Raw genomic sequence first — 16,441 nt, 5'->3', positions numbered from 1 at the left:
GGGACTGCCGGGGAGACGGATGATACCTCTTACGCTCTCCGGTGGCCGGTAACATATATACACCACACCCCCCCATGCCCCTTCGCCCACGGCCCCGGAACAGTGGTCAGCGGGCGAGAGAGCGAGTAACCGGACAGGATCGTTATGCGAGAGATCCGGCCTCTGGAGGAGGATGCGATAGCCGGGGAGACCACCCGGCCGGGGAAGAAGGCGACCGCAAGAGACCTTGTCTACCAGATCCTCCCGGACGGCCTGATGATCTTCCTCGGCCTGGTGATGGCCCCGATCGTCATCATACCCCTTCTCGTCCCCTCCCTCCCCGGACCGGTCGCCGGACTCTTCACGATGGTCGACACGACGATCATCGCCATCTTCGTCCTCGAATACGTCCTCAAACTGGGCCTTGCCGAAGACCCGGTGAACCACTTCCTGGATCGCTGGCACCTCCTCGACCTCGCCATCATCACGCTCCCGCTCCTTGAGGTGCTGCCGGTCGCCGGTTCGACCCTTGCACGGTCCTCTCCCACGCTCCGGCTCCTCCGGGTCGTCCGGGTGGCGGCGGCAGGCGGGCGGTCCGTGGAGCGGATCGAGCCGGAGGTTCCTGCTGCCGGGCCTGCTGTGCCCGGGGTCTCGACGATGCGGATCCGGGGGGTGGTGGAAGGCGCCGGGGACGGGTATGGGGAGTTCACCCCGGCCGGGGTGAAGGAACGCCTCGACGACCCCTCGATCGCGGCCTGGTTCGAGATCTCCGGCGTATCCCGCCCGGACTTCCCGGTGCTCTCCGATATCCTCGATCTTCCCGCCGCGTACTTCGAGAGCCGGCTGATGCGACCGTCGCACCCGGGGATCACGTTTGCCGACGCTGCCCGGCTCATCTTCGTGCAGGAGCCGGAGCGGACGTTCCAGGCCCGGCGGGGGGTGCGGGTCCCGGTCGTGACGAACGCCGGGCTCATCATCGTGAACCGGGAGCGGACGATCGTGACCGTCTCAAAGGCAGCGGACCGCCTCCTTGCCCCGGTCGACCTCGACGAGAACGGACCCGTCGGGGCGCCCCTTGAAGCCCGGGTCCTGTATGGTACCCTCGATGAGATCAACGAGAAATACGCCCGGATCCTCGTGGAGATGGAGGCAGAACTCATCAGGTTCGAGGGCATCCCGAACAACGAGATGCCGAAGGATTTCCTCGATACCGCCTTCCAGTTCAAGCGGGTGAGCAGCGTTCTGGCCTCGAGCCTCTTTCACCAGAAGGAGGTGATGGCAGTCATCGCACGGAGCATCCCCGGCACGGGGCCGTGGGCGGGGGAGAAGAGTGTCTTTGACGCCCTCGCCGACGAGACGGCCTACCTGCACGAGACCGCCGGGAACATCCGGGAAGGCCTCCTCTCTCTCATCGACGTCCACATCAACGCCGTCTCCTACGAGATGAACCGGGCGATGCGGGTGATCGCCGTCCTCTCGGCTCTCGTGCTGATCCCGACCCTGATCGGGCAGACGCTCGGGATGAACATTCTCGGGACGCCGTTTGCCCTGAGCCTCTGGGAGGTGACCGCCTGGACCGTCATATCGATGCTCGTCGTCGGGTGGATCTTCTACCGGCTGGGATGGCTGAGGTGACGGGGGGCAAGGAGCCCGTTCGGTTGACCTGCGCGAAGCAGTGTCATGGCCTTGACACCTTCTCAATCCGGAGATGCCGCCCGGACACCGTCTCGTACCGATTCTGCTGCTTCGGGGCCTGCCCTATGCTCCGGTGACCGGTGAAACGTGGAGGAAATGTCTTCGGTTGGATCTGCGAAGGCGATTTCTGGAACCGGTGAAAAGATATATCTCCCGGCACACCTTCTCCATCTTCGGTTGAGTTCACATGCCGGAGTCTGTTCATTGCGAATATTGCGGGCGAGAGTTTCTGGCGGAGCAGGGAGCCACGCGCGACGACGCGCGATTTTGCAGCGCCAGGTGTCTGACAGCGGCCGCGGAGCAGGAAGCCGACCGGGGAGAGCGCCGGCCGGAGAGGGTCCTGATATCGGGTCGATCGCCCTGGGGCAGGTAACCCTGCCGGGCAGAAGATAGCTCGCCATGGGCGAGCCGGTGCAAAAGACGTTCACCGTGGAGAGTGAGGGCTCTGGTACGCCTATCGAGGTATTTTTCGTGCAAGAACGAGGCCTCAAGAAGTTACGGCTTTAACAATGGCCCGGATAAAAAGAAGTACGCCGCCAACAGGACTCGAACCTGTGACATGCTGGTTAACAGCCAGCCACTCTACCAACTGAGTTATGGCGGCACTGGAACAAGTGCTCTATACAGTCTTGCTTGAACCTTATTAAACGTTGCGGGAGTTCTCCTGCTTGATGGTGATGAGAAGGCCGATCAGTTCATCGACCTCGCCCTCCAGGCCCGAGAGGAGGTCGGCCGCGAGCGGCGTCGCCACCGCGCCGGCGGGCGAGGCACGGATATACCCCTCCTGCTCCAGGATCCGGAGTGAGTAGCGGACCCGGTGGTAGGGGAGGTCCAGGACCTCGGAGAGCTTCATGATGCCGATGGGCTGGTGTTCCACGACCGCCCGGATCACCTCGAGGTGCCTTGAAAGGAGCTCGATCTCGGATTTGAGTTTTGCCAGCATACTCACCAATACACTATTCGCGTTACGGCTGTTCGTGCAGCCAGGTCTTTGCCTGGTAATACTGCTTCCGGAACGATAGGGAGAAGACCGCCCCGACGGCGAGCAGGACGAGCCCGATCACAAGACCGGGGGTCCCCTCGGGTGCGAACCGGAGGAGGACGAAGACACCCATGGCGAAACAGAGGATGATAACGTTCAGCATGACCGTCAGCATGATAAACTTGGCCTTGAAGACCTCTTTGGTTGCCTCATCCATTATTCATACTTGAACGCGCGGGTAAAAGTACTTGTGGTTTTAACAGAAGAGTTGGTAGAATGAACGGACTGGATCTGGCTCTCCAGGAAGCAGGAGCAGCAGCATACGCGGCATACGGCTCGTCCGCGGACGCCAACGTGCGCTACCTGACCCGGTTTTCCACCACCGACCCCGTGGTCTACGTGGCAAAACCCGGCGAGCGCGGGATGATCGTTGTCCCGCAGATGGAGCACGAACGGGCGGTCCGTGAGTCACCCGCGGCGGTCGTCACCCGCGCCGATGCCGGCTACCTCGAGTACATCAAGGCCGGGGAACCGCGCTGGCGGGCGACCGCCCACATGATCGCGGACCTCGCCGGCGGCCCTGTCCTCGTCCCGGCGAACTTCCCCCTGGCCCTCGCCCGGGAACTCGAGTCGTTCCACCCGGTCCTCCTCGACACCGCCGGAGCGGTCGAGGGGATGCGGGCGGTCAAGACGCCGGAGGAGATCGAACAGATACGCTCCATCCAGCGGATCACCGAGGCAGCACTGGATCGAGGGCTCGCGCTCATCCGGGGCGCCGTATCGAGGGGAGGCGTCCTCCACCGGGACGGCCGCCCACTCACCGCTGAAGCGGTCCGGACCGAGATGCACACCCACCTCCTCGCCCACGGGTGCCGGGGGACGGACACCATCGTTTCCTGCGGCCCCGATACCGCCCTCCCGCACAGCGCCGGCGCCGGACCGCTCCTCGCGGACGAACCGATCGTCATCGACATCTACCCGCAGCACGAACGCTCCGGTTACCACGCCGACATGACCAGGACGGTCGTGAAGGGCGAGCCCTCCCCGGAGATCAAGGAGATGTACGAGGCCGTCCGGGACGCAAAGGCCCTTGCCGCATCAGGGGTCCGGGCCGGGGCCGTCGGCGCCGACCTCTACCGTGCAACGGTCGAGTTCTTCCGCGACCGCGGCTACGAGAGCGACATGCGGGGGTTCACCCACAGCCTCGGCCACGGCGTCGGGCTTGAAGTCCACGAAGAGCCGTCGCTCGGACCCCAGGGGAAGGCGCTCGTCGCCGGAAACGTCGTCACCATCGAGCCGGGGCTCTATTACCCCGGGACCGGCGGCGTCCGCCTGGAGGATATGGGCGCGGTGACAAAGACCGACTTTGACCGGTTCACCCAATACCCGGAGGAGCTCACGTTATGATCATGGATGATGACGTGTACGATGCCTACCGGGAAGCCGGGGTGCTGGCACGAACGGTGCTCCACCGGGGCGCGGGGCTCGTGAAAGAGGGAGCGAGCCTCCTTGAGATGGTTGAAGCGACGGAAGCGATGGTGACCGAGGAGGGGGCGTTCCTCGCCTTCCCCCTCAACGTCTCCTTTAACGAGGCCGCGGCCCACGATACCGCCATGCCCGGGGACGAGCGGACGTTTGCCCGCGGTGACCTCATCAAGGTCGACCTCGGGGTCCATATCGACGGCTACATCGCCGATACCGCCCTGACCGTCGACCTCGGCGACCACGCGCCCCTCGTCGAGGCATCACGCGCGGCGCTCGAAGCGGCGATCGCCACCGTCCGCCCGGGGGTCACCACCGGGGAGATCGGGGCAGCCATCCAGGCAACGATCGAGGAGCACGGCTACAAACCGGTCGCAAACCTCACCGGGCACGGCCTCGACCGCTACAACCTCCACACACGGCCCACCATCCCGAACATCGCGATGAGCGGCGGGGCCGTCATCGAGGAGGGGATGGTCTTTGCGATCGAGCCCTTTGCTACCACGGGGTCGGGGAAGATCAGTGAGGCGGCGCGCGTGGAGATCTACCAGCAGATCGCAGCCCGCCCCGCCCGCCTGCCCTCGGCAAAGCGGATCCTCGAGACGGCGCGGCCGCGACGGGGGCTCCCGTTCGCGCGTCGCTGGGTTCCCGGTGACAAGGTCGAGATCGGCCTATCCACCCTGGTGCGGAATGGGATCCTCCACGCCTTCCCGATGCTGCACGACATCCCGGAGTCGTTCGTCTCGCAGGCTGAGCACACCCTGATCGTCACGGAAGAGGGGTGCGAGGTCACCACCCGGTGAGTTACGCTTATTGTTATCGCACGCCAATAAGTCTGCTCATAGATATGACCATCGAAACGGGTACGCGTGACGTCCTCGGCATCATGGAACTCCTGCTCACCGCGGAGATCTTCAACCGGAACGAGGACCTCGGCATCAACGACCTTCATCCGCGCTGCCGGGGCTTCTTCGGCGCTGGAAGCGGCGGAAACACCGAGGTGAAGCGCCCCCTGATCGTGAGCGAGGGGGCGATCAGGAAGGTCTTCGGCACCCCGGATGCCGTCTGCCAGGCTGTCCGCAAAAACCCGTTCGTCGGTTACGACGAGTTCGGGCAGCGCCTGAGCCTGCCCTCGCTCGACGCGGCGGCAGGATGGTTCCTCAAGAAGGGCGGGGAAGAGAGGGTGGGAGAGAATCCGGTCCTCGCATACTTCTACGAGAGGAAGGACGGCATCACCGTCAGGTACCAGGACGTCCGGGCGAAGAACCCCCGGTTCGAGGACACGAAGGAGTACATGGAGGCAAAGGTCTCCCGGATCATCGCCGAGAGCGAGGAGATGCGGGAGGCCCGCGACCTGATCATCATCAGCGCACCGGACGAGGTCGAGTTTTCGCTCGATAAACTGGTCTGCACCCCGCGACAGGAGGAGATCATCAAGAAGATCGGCGTCGCCCTCGAACACCGGGACTTCCTGAAGGAGCACAGGATCTACGAGTTCGGCCGGCTCCTCTTCGTCGGCCCGCCCGGGACCGGGAAGACGTCGCTTGCGCTCGCGATGTCCCGTGCGCTCCACATGCCGGTGCTCGAGGTCCGTCTTGCGATGGTCACCTCCCAGTACCTGGGCGAGACCTCGAAGAACATCGACAGGATCTTCGACCTCGCGAAGAAACTCGCCCCCTGCATCCTCTTCATCGACGAGTTCGACTTCGTCGCGAAGACCCGGGTCAGCGACGACCACGGTGCGATGAAGCGTGCGGTGAACATGCTCTTGAAGAACATCGACCAGATCAGTTTCGTGAAGAACGGTGTTCTCCTCATCGGGGCGACGAACCATCCCCGCATCCTCGACGAGGCAGCCTGGCGGCGCTTCGACGAGGTGGTGGAGTTCCCGCTCCCCGACCAGACGATGCGGCAGGCGATCCTCGAGAAGATTGCCGCGACAATCGAGTGCAACTGCGACTTCGCGGACCTCGCCCTCCGGACGGAAGGGTTCTCGGGCTCCGACCTCCGGATGATGATGAAGGAGGCGGTGATCTCGGCGCTGATGGAGGACCGGCGCCGCGTCGATCCGATGGATATCGAGCAGGGCCTCCTCAGGGTCGAGGAGCGCAACATCATCCGCGGCATCGGCTACTGACATGCAGATCACGCTGCTCGGGACCGGGGACGCCATCGGGACGCCGAAGGTGGGGTGCGACTGCGAGAACTGCCGGGCGATGACGGCGGCAGGACAGTCAAGGCTCCGGACCTCCCTCCTCGTCGAGGTGAGGGGCAGGCAGATCCTCATCGAGTCATCGCCGGACCTCCGCCAGCAACTCCTCCGGGCCTGCTCGCCCCGCATCGACGCAGTCCTCTGGTCGCACGGCCATTACGACCACTTCATCGGCTTCGGGGAGTTTTACCGGGTGCAGAAGGTCCCGCCGGCCTACGCAGCGCCGCAGGTGATGGACTACTGCTCCGGCTACCTCCACTTCCTCTCGTTTGAGAAGCACCCGGTCCTGGTCTACGAGCCCTTCGACCTCTTCGGGGTCACCTTCACATTCTTTCCGGTGAACCACCCCCCGGTCTACACCTGCGGCCTCCTCCTGGAGCATGACGATCTCACGGTCGCCTACACCGCCGACACGCGGGAAGATATCCCGGCGGCAAGTCGCGACCTCCTTCGCGAGACCGATATCGACCTCCTCTTCGTCGATGCCATCGCGCCGGAGGGCTACTCGATCACCAAGCACATGAACTACGCCGAGGCGGTCCGGTTCGCCCGCGACATCGGGGCGAGGGACTACCGGTGCATCCACATGAGCCACATGGTCCCGCCGGGCATGCCTCACGCGGGATACGATATGGAGACGTTCTGCTGGTGAGGGAGCCGGCGTTCCCGACCCCACCCATACTTATAATCCCTCCCGGACCCAACCGTAAGGTGCGTATGGCCATGAAACTCAAACTCCTGGAGTTGACTGACAACAAGGCCCGGATCCTTTTTGAAGGCGCGGCCAACACCTACATCGACGCGCTCGCCGTCGAACTCATCCACGATCCCGACGTGGATGTGGCACAGCGCAGGCAGGCGTTCCGATTCACCGACCCCGAACTCTTCGTCACCATGAAAAACGGCCGATCACCTATCCTTGCGATCATCGACGCGGCAAAGCGGCTCTCCGGCTACGCTGGCGAACTCCTCGGGCAGATGGAAGCCCTCGAGATCGCTTAGACCGGTATGACGAAGAGCGCCGAAGGCTTCGCCCGGATTGCCCGGGAAGTCTTTGCCCCCATCTACCCGGTCATCGCCGGGCAGGCGCTCGCGTGGTCCGGGATACAGGAGGGGTTCGCACTCGATATCGGGAGCGGTCCCGGTCATCTTGCCGTCGCGCTTGCCGAAAGGAGCGGCCTTACCGTCATTGCGCTCGACGCCGACCCCGCGATGGCCCGGATTGCCCGAGAAACCGCCGAAACCTCGTCCGTGATCCCGGTCACCGGCGACGTCCACTGCATGCCCATCCGGGACAATACCGTCTCGCTCATTGTCAGCCGCGGCTCGATCTACTTCTGGGAAGACCGGCCGAAGGCGTTCTCGGAGATCGAACGCATACTCCAGCCCGGTGGCGTTGCGTTCGTTGGCGGCAGTTTCGGGACGCCGAAACTCCGCAAAGCCATTTTTACCGAGATGCGGCGGCGGAACCCGAACTGGGACAGCGATGTCGCCCGGCGAAGCGGGCGGGCGACCCCGGACCTGCTCCGCCGGGAACTTCTCGAGAGCGGCGTTGCTCACTCCCGGATACGGGAAGAAGAGGAGGGGATGTGGGTGGAGATCAAGAAAGGCGCGATCAGTCCACGCGCTCGGTGAAGATGATCGTCCCGGCGATCCGGGTGATCTTCACCTTCACCGTCTGACCCGGTTTTGCGTTCGCGACATACATCGTGTAGCGGTCGATCTTCACCACGCCGTCGCCGCGCTTCGAGAGGAACTGCGGGGTGACGTCCATGATGGCGCCTTCGGTCGGTTTCGCCGCCGCAGTCGGGTCGAACGTCGATTTCCGCTTCCGGACCGGGCGATGGCCGCCGCAGGCGTCGCACCGCAGCGTCAGGACCCGTTCGGTCTTGACGAGACGGGTATCGGGCTTTCCGCACTCAGAGCAGATGACGTAATCCTCGACGTAGCCCCGGATGATCGTGTTGATCTGCTCCTGCTCGAACTTCCCGGAGAAGACGGCCCGCGTCCCCTCGATCTTGCCGGCGGTGCCGAGCTCGCCGAGGAGGTGCTTCATCAGGTGGTCCGGGTCGCGCCGGAGGGTGTCTGCGATCTCGGCGAAGTTCTCGAGGACCGTGGTCTTCCCCTCGACGAAGGCACGGGCGACCGGAACCGTGAACCGATCTTCGAACTCCGTCGGCTCCGTGATATTGGTATACGCCTCCTTCAGAAGGTCTTCATATGACGGGGTCATGCTCCAGTATTGGTCGCGCCACGTCAAAAAGTGAGTACCTCAATCTCCGGACCTCCCGGCACCGGTGAAGGGGGACGATGCGCTACGGGCTGACCATCGCTTCTCGTGTACCCGCCGCGAGCGGCCGGACGAGGCTGACCAGGGCCTCCACCGCCGCCGGTTCCCGGGCATCCCGCGCCGTAAGTGCAACCGCACCCCGGACGTCGGCACCCCGGCCCGCAAGCATCGCCTGCATCGTCTCGAGCGTCTTTCCCGGCGACCCCCCCGAGGTGCAGAAGACGAACGCAGGTTTTCCTTCGATGCCCGCAAGAGCGGCAACGGCGGCGTTGATGGCAGGTGTCGGGCTGCCGGCCCATACGGGGGTTCCGACGACGACGGCGTCGTAGCCGGAGAGAGCGATGATGGCGGGTTCGATATCGGCTTTCTTCCCCCTCATGGCCCGTGGAGCGCCCATGAGGTACATCCCCACCTTTGAGTAGCCGGCGAGGTCTTTCACTTCGATGAGATCACCTCTGACCGCGGCGGCGAGCCGTTCGGCGACGGTCCGGGTCGTTCCGGTCTCGGAATGGTATACGATGCAGACGGACATACCGGAGGGTAGCGCGGCAGGGTATAAACGGGTGTCGGGTGCGAAAAAAAGAGGTTATTTCTTGAACTGCGGCATGAACCCGCGGAGTTCCCGGCCCACCTCTTCGATCAGGTGCTCCTCGTCCGCTCTTGTCAGCGCATTGAAGACCGGGCGGTTTACCATGTTCTCAAGCATCCACTCCCGCGCAAACCTGCCGTCCTGGATCTCCTCGAGGATCTCCTGCATCGCAACGTAGGTCTCCGGCCCGATGACGCGGGGACCGCGCGTCAGGTCGCCGTACTGGGCGGTGTTGCTGATCGAGTCGCGCATCTTCGTAAAGCCGCCCTCGTAGATCAGGTCGACGATGAGCTTCGTCTCGTGCAGGACCTCAAGGTAGGCCATCTCGGGTGCGTATCCGGCGTCCACAAGGGTCTCGAACCCGGCCTTGATGAGCGAGGTGATTCCGCCGCAGAGGACCGCCTGCTCCCCGAAGAGGTCGGTCTCGGTCTCCTCGGCAAACGTCGTCTCAAGGACGACCGCACGGGTCGCGCCGATTCCCCGGGCGTAGGCGAGCGCGATGGCGTGCGCCTTGCCCGTCGCGTCCTGGTGGATGGCGATGAGGGCAGGGACGCCCTTCCCCTCTTCGTAGGTCCGCCGGACCATGTGACCGGGCCCCTTCGGGGCGACCATGACCACGTCGACGGTGGGCGGGGGGACGATCTGGCCGTAGTGAATGTTAAACCCGTGCGAGAACATCAGGCACGTGTTCTCCCTGAGATAGGGGCCGATCTCGGTGCGGTAGATCGCCCCCTGGTTCTCGTCGGGGAGGAGGATCTGAACGACATCGGCACGCCTGACCGCGTCTGCCACGGGGTAGACCTCAAAACCGTCTTCGGATGCCCTCTGCCAGCTGTTGCCGGGCCGCAGGCCGATGATGACCTTGCAGCCGGAATCACGCAGATTCATTGCCTGTCCGCGCCCCTGGGAGCCATAGCCGATGACGGCGATGGTCTTGCCCTCCAGGGTGCGGGGGTCCACGTCGGACTCGTAAAATTTCTCCACCATAAGTTCTCACACCCCGTTAGACAGCAAACCTGATAAATATTATATCAGAGAACCTCTGTGGTGCACTGAGGGTCCCTTTAAGGTTGATGACGAGAAACCTTACTCTCAACACGCTATTGAGGATTTGTAATGGAACTGCCAGATGTCCAGTCCAGCCTGCCGGAGGTCCGTATCAACCTGACCCGGGTGGGTGTGAAGAACGTCCAGAAACTCGTCGAAGTCGCCCGACCCGGCAAGCGACCGGTCGTCTTCATCTCCAGGTTCGACGTCTTCGTCGATCTCCCGGGAAGCCTCAAAGGGGCGAACCTCTCCCGGAACTTCGAGGTGATCGATGACGTGCTGCAACAGGCCATCGACGGAGAGGTGACAGAGATCGAGGAACTCTGCAGCGCCGTGGCGAGGAAACTCCTCGACCGCCACGAGTATGCGGAGCGGACCGAGGTCCGGATGCAGAGCAAGTTCATGGTCCGGCGGGAGACGCCGATCAGCGAGACGAGCTGCCATGAGGTTGTGAACGTGCACGCGAGCGCCGTAGCCCAGAGGAACGATGGGAGCCCGATCATTCGAAAGAGCATCGGCGCCGAAGTGACCGGGATGACCGCCTGCCCCTGTGCCCAGAACATCATGAAGGACCACGCCCTGCACGTCCTCGAGAACCTCGGCGTGGCGGACGACACGATCGACGCGTTCTTCAAAGAGGTGCCGATGGCCACGCATAATCAGCGCGGACGGGGTTTCCTCTGTATCGAGATCGATGATGACCAGCACATCAGCCTTGAGAAGATCATCAAGATCCTGAAGGATTCCATGAGTGCGCGCATCTACGAACTTCTCAAGCGGGGCGACGAGAGTTATGTGGTGATGGAAGCCCACAAGAATCCCCGGTTCGTCGAAGACTGTGTCCGCGAGATGGCCCGCAAGGTGATCACGCAATTCCGCGATCTCCCCGGAGACTCCGTCGTGACCATAAAACAGACGAACGAGGAGAGCATCCACCAACATAACGCCTATGCGGAGCGGAAAGCGACAATAGCCGAGCTGGTCGCCGAGATGGACGAAGGATCGCTATAACGACAACAATATTTCTATATTTTTATAGAGAGTAAACATATTTTAACAACCAGTGCTATTTATTTCACCCATAGTACCATCTCGAAATGTTCCGAAGCGAAAGATATAAACTCTGTTTTGGTCATAAATCTTGTTGACGTACTCGCGTACGTTTCCAGTACAAAATAGTGTGGTAACACCGGTATAGTGTTCTGAACACCATAATATCGGAATGAGGCGATATATTTGTCGAAAGTTGTAGAGATTTCCCCAACAACGAGACATGAAGGCCACTCAAAGCTCGTTCTGAAGGTCAACGATGAAGGCATCGTCGAGCGTGGCGACTGGCTGAGCATCACCCCCGTGAGGGGTGTCGAGAAGCTCGCCATCGGCAAGACGATGGATCAGGTCCCGAAGATCGCATCGCGTGTTTGTGGCATCTGTCCGATTGCACACACCCTGGCGGCAACCGAAGCAATGGAAGCCTCCATTGGGTGCGAGATTCCCGAGGATGCAAAACTGCTGCGTTACATCCTGCAGTGTGCCAACAGGATGCACAGCCATGCCATCCACAATATCCTGGCCCTCCCGGACATGTACATCCCCGGGACCGACGTGAAGGTCAACCCCTTCACCAAGGAAGAACCGGTCAGGAGCGTTGCTCTCCGGATCCAGCGGATCCGTGAGATCGGCCAGACCATCGGCGAGATCGTCGGCGGAGAGGCAATCCACCCGAGCAACCCCCGGGTCGGCGGCATGTACAAGAACATCAGCCCGCGTGCGAAGGCGAAGATCTACGACCTCGCGAAAGAGGCCCGTGTCCTCACGCAGCAGCAGATGGAGTTCATGATCGCGGTCTTCCGGAACTACCAGAAGCGCGACTGGTCCGAAGTCGGCGGCGTCGAAGTCCCGATCCCGAAGGACCTTGGCTACCACAACCAGGGCTACATGGCAACGGCACCGGTCTACGGCAGCTCGAGCCTCGACGAGACCCCGATGTGGTTCCCCGAGCGGTTCACCGAAGTCCGCCCCTGGGACTGGTACATGGGCGAGGTTGAGGTCGACGAGGCCGACCCGAACTACCCGGTCGGCGGCACCTCCCCTGTAGGCACCAAAGCCTGGCCCCAGATGGAAGCCTGCACCGGTGTCCCGCTCTACGACGGCCAGCCCGTCGAGGTCGGACCGCGTGCACGCCAGGCCATCTTCAAGAACTACGACGAGAAGGGCACCATCGGCCTGCAGATCGCGCGCCAGATGGAGTTCCCCGAGACCGCCTACGGCATCATCGATGCCCTTGACGCGCTCGACACCTCCGGGTCGGTGCTCGCAGACAACATCCCGCAGGGCGACGGCTCCCTTGGATGGGCCGCAAACGAAGCACCCCGTGGAACCGACGTTCACCTGGCCAGGGTCAAGGACGGACGCGTGCAGTACTTCTCGATGCTCGTCCCGACCACCTGGAACTTCCCCACCTGCAGCCGTGCGCTTGAGGGTGCACCCTGGCGGCTCGCGGAAGTCATCATGCGTGGGTACGACCCCTGCGTCTCCTGTGCGACGCACATGCTGGTGATCGACGAAGATAAGAGACTAGTGGCCCAGAAACTCATTCAGTGAGCGTACACGCATGCTATTCCGAGAGATCGTGATCGCAGGGTGCGGCAACCCCCTCTTCGGAGACGATGGGTTCGGCCCTGCCGTCGTCGAAGAGCTTCAGAAGTTACAACTGCCCGACAACGTCAAGGTGATCGACGCCGGCCTTGGCGCCCCTCACTTCCTCTTTACGTTGATGGAAGATGCGGAAGTGCCGGTCAAGAGGCTGATCATCATCGATATCGCCGACTTCGGCGCAAATCCCGGTGATGTGACGAAACTCCGACCAGAAGACCTGCCGCCGGGCACCTACCGGGATGCCCATTCGTGGGACCTTTCCGAGCCGTTGCAGCGATTAAAGGACGTCATCGATATCACGATCATCGGGTGCCAGCCAAAGCGTGCCGCTAGCGATGAGTTTGAACTAGGGCTCACTGAGGAGGTTGAGGAGGCCATTCCCAGAACAGTGCGTATCGTACTGGAGGAAATTGGGGTAGAATATGGGGCTGCTATCAACCATCAAGGAACGCATCTTCGGGCGGCGCCCGGAGAAGCCGCCGGAGGATCCGGCGGCAAAACCGGAGAGCAAACCTGAGGTGAAACCTGCGGCGAGCCAGCCGCAGACGAAGCCCGAGGTGAAAACCGAGGAAAAGCCTGCTGCAAGTCAGCCGCAGGCGAAGCCTGAGGCAAAGCCCGAGGTAAAGACTGCGAGAAGTAAACCGCACAGAAAACCTGAGGTAAAGCCGGAGGCGACGCCTGCTGCAACGGTGGCGCAGGCAAAGCCCACGGTCAAGCCCTCCGATGTGATCGTAGAAGAAAAGGTGGAAGTTGTACAAAAGGAGGAAAAGCCTGTGGCAGAGAAGATTACGATAGGTGAATTACACCTGAGCGGATGTACGGGATGCCTCGTGACGCTTGCGGATAACTACGAGGGTCTCTTCAAGCTGCTCGACGATTACGCCGACCTGGTCTACGCGCTGACCCTGGTCGACACCCGCCACGTCCCCGAGATGGATGTGTGCCTTGTCGAGGGTTCGTGCTGTCTTGACGACAAACTCTCGGTGAAGGAACTGAAAGAAGCAAGAGAGAAGTCGAAGGTCCTCGTCGCCTACGGCGGCTGTGCGGCCTACGGCAACATCACCCGGTTCTGCCGTGGTGGCCAGTGGAACCAGCCCGGCCAGGAAGCCTTCGTCCCGATCAGCGAGATCGTCGACGTCGACCTCTATATCCCGTCCTGTCCCCCGTGCCCCCAGGAAGTCAGGAACGTTGCCGTCATGGCCTACCTGCTGCTCCGGGGCAACGACGAGCAGAAGCAGCTCGCGACCGCCTACCTGACCCCGCTGATGCAGCTTGCACAGCGCGGCAACGAGGCCTGCGGCTGCGACCTGATGTATGATGTCATCAACCAGGGCCTCTGCATGGGATGCGGGACCTGCGCCGGCACCTGCCCGGTTCGCGCCGTCACCATGGAGTATGGTAAGCCGAACGTGAACCGCGACCAGTGCATCAAGTGCGGCGCCTGCTACGCGCAGTGCCCCAGGAGCTGGTTCAACTTCGACGTCATGAACAACTACGAGGGCATCATGGATGCCATCAAGGGTGCCATGCAGTGAGGTGAGAAAAGATGGACGTACTCGGTAACTACAAGTCCGCGATATCGGCACGCTCGACCGACAGGGACATCCTGAAGAAGTCCCAGGACGGCGGTATCATCACGACGCTCTTTGCCTACGCGCTCGAAGAAGGCATCATCGACGGTGCCATCGTCGCAGGCCCGGGCAACGAGCCCTGGAAGCCGGAGCCCATGGTTGTGTCGACGAAGGCCGAACTCCTGGCCGCTGCCGGAACGCGCTACACCATCAGCCCGAACCTCTCCCTGATCAAGGAGGCGACCCGGAGCTACGGTCTTGACCGCGTCGGTATCGTCGGTACCCCGTGCCAGATCCAGGCGACCCGGAAGGCGCAGCTCTATCCGATCGGGATGCGCGACGTCGACGACAAGATCGCCCTCGCGCTCGGGATCTTCTGCATGGAGAACCTCTCGTACCAGTCGCTCGAGGCGATCGTCGAGGACCACTGCAACCAGAAGATGGAGTCCGTCAAGAAGATGGACATCGGCAAGGGCAAGTTCACGGTCTACACCGAACGCGGTGCAGTCAGCCAGATGCCCTTGAAGCTGATCCACAAGTACGTGCAGCCCGGCTGCAACGTCTGCCTGGACTATGTCGCGAACCTCGCCGACATCTCCAGCGGCTCAGTGGGCAGCCCCGACGGCTGGAGCACGGTCTTCGTGCGGAGCACGAAGGGCAACGCGGTCTGGGACGGCGCTATCGCTGCGGGCTACTTCGAGACGAAGCCGATGGACCAGGTCAAGCCCGGCCTCGACCTCGTGAAGAAGCTCGCGACCGAGAAGATCACGAAGAACCAGAAGAACGTGGATGCTCGTAAGACGATCGGCCTCAAGGCGGACGGAACCCCCAAGGGTCTCCGGAACCCCTACGAGTCCCCCTGAAACACTTTTTTTTGATGGATCCCGCCTGCACGTGAGGCGATCGTTGATACGCGCCCGGGCTGTCTGGACGGGGACCAGCACCATTCGTACACGGGTAGCCCGGGCACGGAGAAGACCTCGCGGGGACATGCTGCCGGCTCAAAAGCCCAGAAGGTTTGGGCTCTCTTGAAAACAGGAAAATCGAGGGTGGGGGCCGCCCCCCGTTGCAGGCCCCGATTATGCGAACGGGGGATGGCAGCGGCTCTCTACCGTAACTATGTTATCGTTGAAGCGTTTGCCGGGTGCCGTGTTCGTATTCAGTCCCTGAACAGTACCTGGTAGGTTGCTGATTCGGCTCCAAAAAAGTTCCTGCAAAACTCTGCTGCCTTCGAAGGTTCGTATTCCTTGCAGCTGAAGATGTCGAGGTAGGCCGCGTTGGTCTCGTTTGCGAAGTGACCGGAGACCAGCGATGTCTCGATGAGCTGGGTCATGGAGAATCCTGCGACCTTCTCACACGGGCCGAAGTGAATGATCTGCGGTTCACCGAACCTGTGCATGTCGATAAGGTCGCAGAGTTCAAGGATGAACTGGTGAATCTTCTTCGCGTCCCTGATCGCTGCCGGATCGCAGCCCTTCAGGTCTACACTGGTGTACAGTCCCCAACACCCGCGGTCCTTGAACTCCGCAACGATCTCTGCGTCGCTTAACGTCTGTGCCATAACGTTGTTTGCGGCAACGTTGTTTGTCATAACTTTACTAGCCATGATCTCACCTTCGAGAGGATCTGTGATCGATTGATCACTGTAGTTTTTGATAGTTCAGATTTTAAACTTATCCATTGGACTGATGATAAATAACCGTTATTTCGCGGTTAGGCCGGTGCAATCTTGAGTTATCTGAAATTCTGTGACGTATTTTTGACGGATTTTGAAATTGGTGACTATACAGGGTTTGTTTGGTCTAAGTTATGCTAATTATTGAAAAAAAGTAACACTCGGTATGAAGTTTTCGAGGCGCCACCTCTTTCCAGCAGCCCCCGCTCCGGGGGTCCGGGGGCAATCAGGGCCGGAGAAAATAGTTCTTTTTCCGGTACT

At 61.8% G+C, this 16,441-nt stretch carries 18 protein-coding genes and 1 tRNA gene; 12 read left to right on the top strand and 7 right to left on the bottom strand.

Annotation, left to right across the window (positions count from 1 at the left end; all coding sequences use genetic code 11):
* Positions 1–144: 144 nt before the first annotated feature.
* Positions 145–1,614: a CorA family divalent cation transporter gene (locus tag V6K60_RS03430; protein WP_332449117.1), complete on the top strand. Its 1,470-nt coding sequence runs from the start codon at positions 145–147 to the stop codon at positions 1,612–1,614.
* Between the two features lie 591 nt (positions 1,615–2,205).
* On the opposite strand, the gene V6K60_RS03425 is transcribed toward V6K60_RS03430, so the two are convergent.
* The 3 genes from V6K60_RS03425 to V6K60_RS03415 all read right to left on the bottom strand — a co-directional run bounded on the left by V6K60_RS03425 (position 2,206) and on the right by V6K60_RS03415 (position 2,873).
* Positions 2,206–2,278, bottom strand: a tRNA-Asn gene (locus tag V6K60_RS03425).
* A 39-nt stretch (positions 2,279–2,317) separates the two neighbouring features.
* Positions 2,318–2,617 (bottom strand): hypothetical protein, encoded by a 300-nt coding sequence (locus V6K60_RS03420; protein WP_332449116.1) that lies wholly within the window; start codon positions 2,615–2,617, stop codon positions 2,318–2,320.
* Positions 2,618–2,639: 22 nt separating this feature from the next.
* Positions 2,640–2,873: a hypothetical protein gene (locus V6K60_RS03415; protein ID WP_332449115.1), complete on the bottom strand. Its 234-nt coding sequence runs from the start codon at positions 2,871–2,873 to the stop codon at positions 2,640–2,642.
* Positions 2,874–2,932: 59 nt separating this feature from the next.
* On the opposite strand from V6K60_RS03415, the gene V6K60_RS03410 reads away from it, so the two are divergent.
* The 6 genes from V6K60_RS03410 (at position 2,933) to V6K60_RS03385 (ending at position 7,985) form a co-directional block, all read left to right on the top strand.
* Positions 2,933–4,063, top strand: coding sequence for a Xaa-Pro peptidase family protein (locus V6K60_RS03410; protein WP_332449114.1), 1,131 nt, complete (start codon positions 2,933–2,935; stop codon positions 4,061–4,063).
* Positions 4,060–4,941 carry a type II methionyl aminopeptidase gene (gene map, locus V6K60_RS03405; protein ID WP_332449113.1) on the top strand — a complete coding sequence of 294 codons (882 nt, stop codon included), beginning with the start codon at positions 4,060–4,062 and terminating at the stop codon, positions 4,939–4,941. Before V6K60_RS03410 ends, map begins: the two co-directional genes overlap by 4 nt.
* A gap of 44 nt (positions 4,942–4,985) precedes the next feature.
* Positions 4,986–6,275: an ATP-binding protein gene (locus tag V6K60_RS03400; RefSeq protein ID WP_332449112.1), complete on the top strand. Its 1,290-nt coding sequence runs from the start codon at positions 4,986–4,988 to the stop codon at positions 6,273–6,275.
* A 1-nt stretch (position 6,276) separates the two neighbouring features.
* Positions 6,277–7,002 carry an MBL fold metallo-hydrolase gene (locus V6K60_RS03395; protein ID WP_332449111.1) on the top strand — a complete coding sequence of 242 codons (726 nt, stop codon included), beginning with the start codon at positions 6,277–6,279 and terminating at the stop codon, positions 7,000–7,002.
* A 71-nt stretch (positions 7,003–7,073) separates the two neighbouring features.
* Positions 7,074–7,352 carry a DNA-directed RNA polymerase subunit L gene (locus tag V6K60_RS03390; RefSeq protein WP_332449110.1) on the top strand — a complete coding sequence of 93 codons (279 nt, stop codon included), beginning with the start codon at positions 7,074–7,076 and terminating at the stop codon, positions 7,350–7,352.
* Positions 7,353–7,358: 6 nt separating this feature from the next.
* Positions 7,359–7,985, top strand: a complete 627-nt coding sequence (locus V6K60_RS03385; protein ID WP_332449109.1) for a class I SAM-dependent methyltransferase — start codon at positions 7,359–7,361, stop codon at positions 7,983–7,985.
* Here the strand turns inward: V6K60_RS03385 and V6K60_RS03380 are convergent.
* From V6K60_RS03380 to ilvC, 3 genes are all read right to left on the bottom strand, one after another.
* On the bottom strand, positions 7,966–8,583 hold the full coding sequence (locus V6K60_RS03380; protein ID WP_332449108.1) for a translation initiation factor IF-2 subunit beta: 618 nt from the start codon (positions 8,581–8,583) through the stop codon (positions 7,966–7,968). The two genes, V6K60_RS03385 and V6K60_RS03380, sit on opposite strands and share 20 nt — an antisense overlap.
* Before the next feature lie 82 nt (positions 8,584–8,665).
* Positions 8,666–9,172 carry a flavodoxin family protein gene (locus tag V6K60_RS03375; protein ID WP_332449107.1) on the bottom strand — a complete coding sequence of 169 codons (507 nt, stop codon included), beginning with the start codon at positions 9,170–9,172 and terminating at the stop codon, positions 8,666–8,668.
* A 54-nt stretch (positions 9,173–9,226) separates the two neighbouring features.
* A complete protein-coding gene (gene ilvC, locus V6K60_RS03370; protein WP_332449106.1) occupies positions 9,227–10,216 on the bottom strand; it encodes a ketol-acid reductoisomerase in 990 nt (329 codons plus the stop codon).
* Positions 10,217–10,345: 129 nt separating this feature from the next.
* On the opposite strand from ilvC, the gene mptA reads away from it, so the two are divergent.
* From mptA to frhB, 5 genes are all read left to right on the top strand, one after another.
* Positions 10,346–11,287: a GTP cyclohydrolase MptA gene (mptA, locus tag V6K60_RS03365; protein ID WP_332449105.1), complete on the top strand. Its 942-nt coding sequence runs from the start codon at positions 10,346–10,348 to the stop codon at positions 11,285–11,287.
* A 225-nt stretch (positions 11,288–11,512) separates the two neighbouring features.
* Complete coding sequence (gene frhA / locus V6K60_RS03360) at positions 11,513–12,880, top strand: coenzyme F420 hydrogenase subunit alpha (RefSeq protein ID WP_332449104.1); 1,368 nt, start codon at positions 11,513–11,515, stop codon at positions 12,878–12,880.
* Between the two features lie 10 nt (positions 12,881–12,890).
* Positions 12,891–13,451, top strand: coding sequence for a coenzyme F420-reducing hydrogenase, FrhD protein (gene frhD, locus V6K60_RS03355; RefSeq protein ID WP_332449103.1), 561 nt, complete (start codon positions 12,891–12,893; stop codon positions 13,449–13,451).
* Between the two features lie 256 nt (positions 13,452–13,707).
* A complete protein-coding gene (gene frhG / locus V6K60_RS03350; protein WP_442919547.1) occupies positions 13,708–14,469 on the top strand; it encodes a coenzyme F420 hydrogenase subunit gamma in 762 nt (253 codons plus the stop codon).
* A gap of 11 nt (positions 14,470–14,480) precedes the next feature.
* Entirely contained in the window at positions 14,481–15,368 is an 888-nt protein-coding gene (gene frhB, locus V6K60_RS03345) for a coenzyme F420 hydrogenase subunit beta (protein ID WP_332449101.1), read from the top strand.
* Between the two features lie 296 nt (positions 15,369–15,664).
* Here the strand turns inward: frhB and speD are convergent, their stop codons facing one another.
* Entirely contained in the window at positions 15,665–16,111 is a 447-nt protein-coding gene (speD, locus tag V6K60_RS03340; protein WP_332449100.1) for an S-adenosylmethionine decarboxylase, read from the bottom strand.
* Positions 16,112–16,441 lie beyond the last annotated feature (330 nt).

It is taken from the genome of Methanoculleus sp. (genome assembly GCF_036677455.1).
Classification (GTDB): Archaea; Halobacteriota; Methanomicrobia; order Methanomicrobiales; family Methanoculleaceae; genus Methanoculleus.
This window is presented reverse-complemented; position numbering and strand designations above follow the sequence as displayed.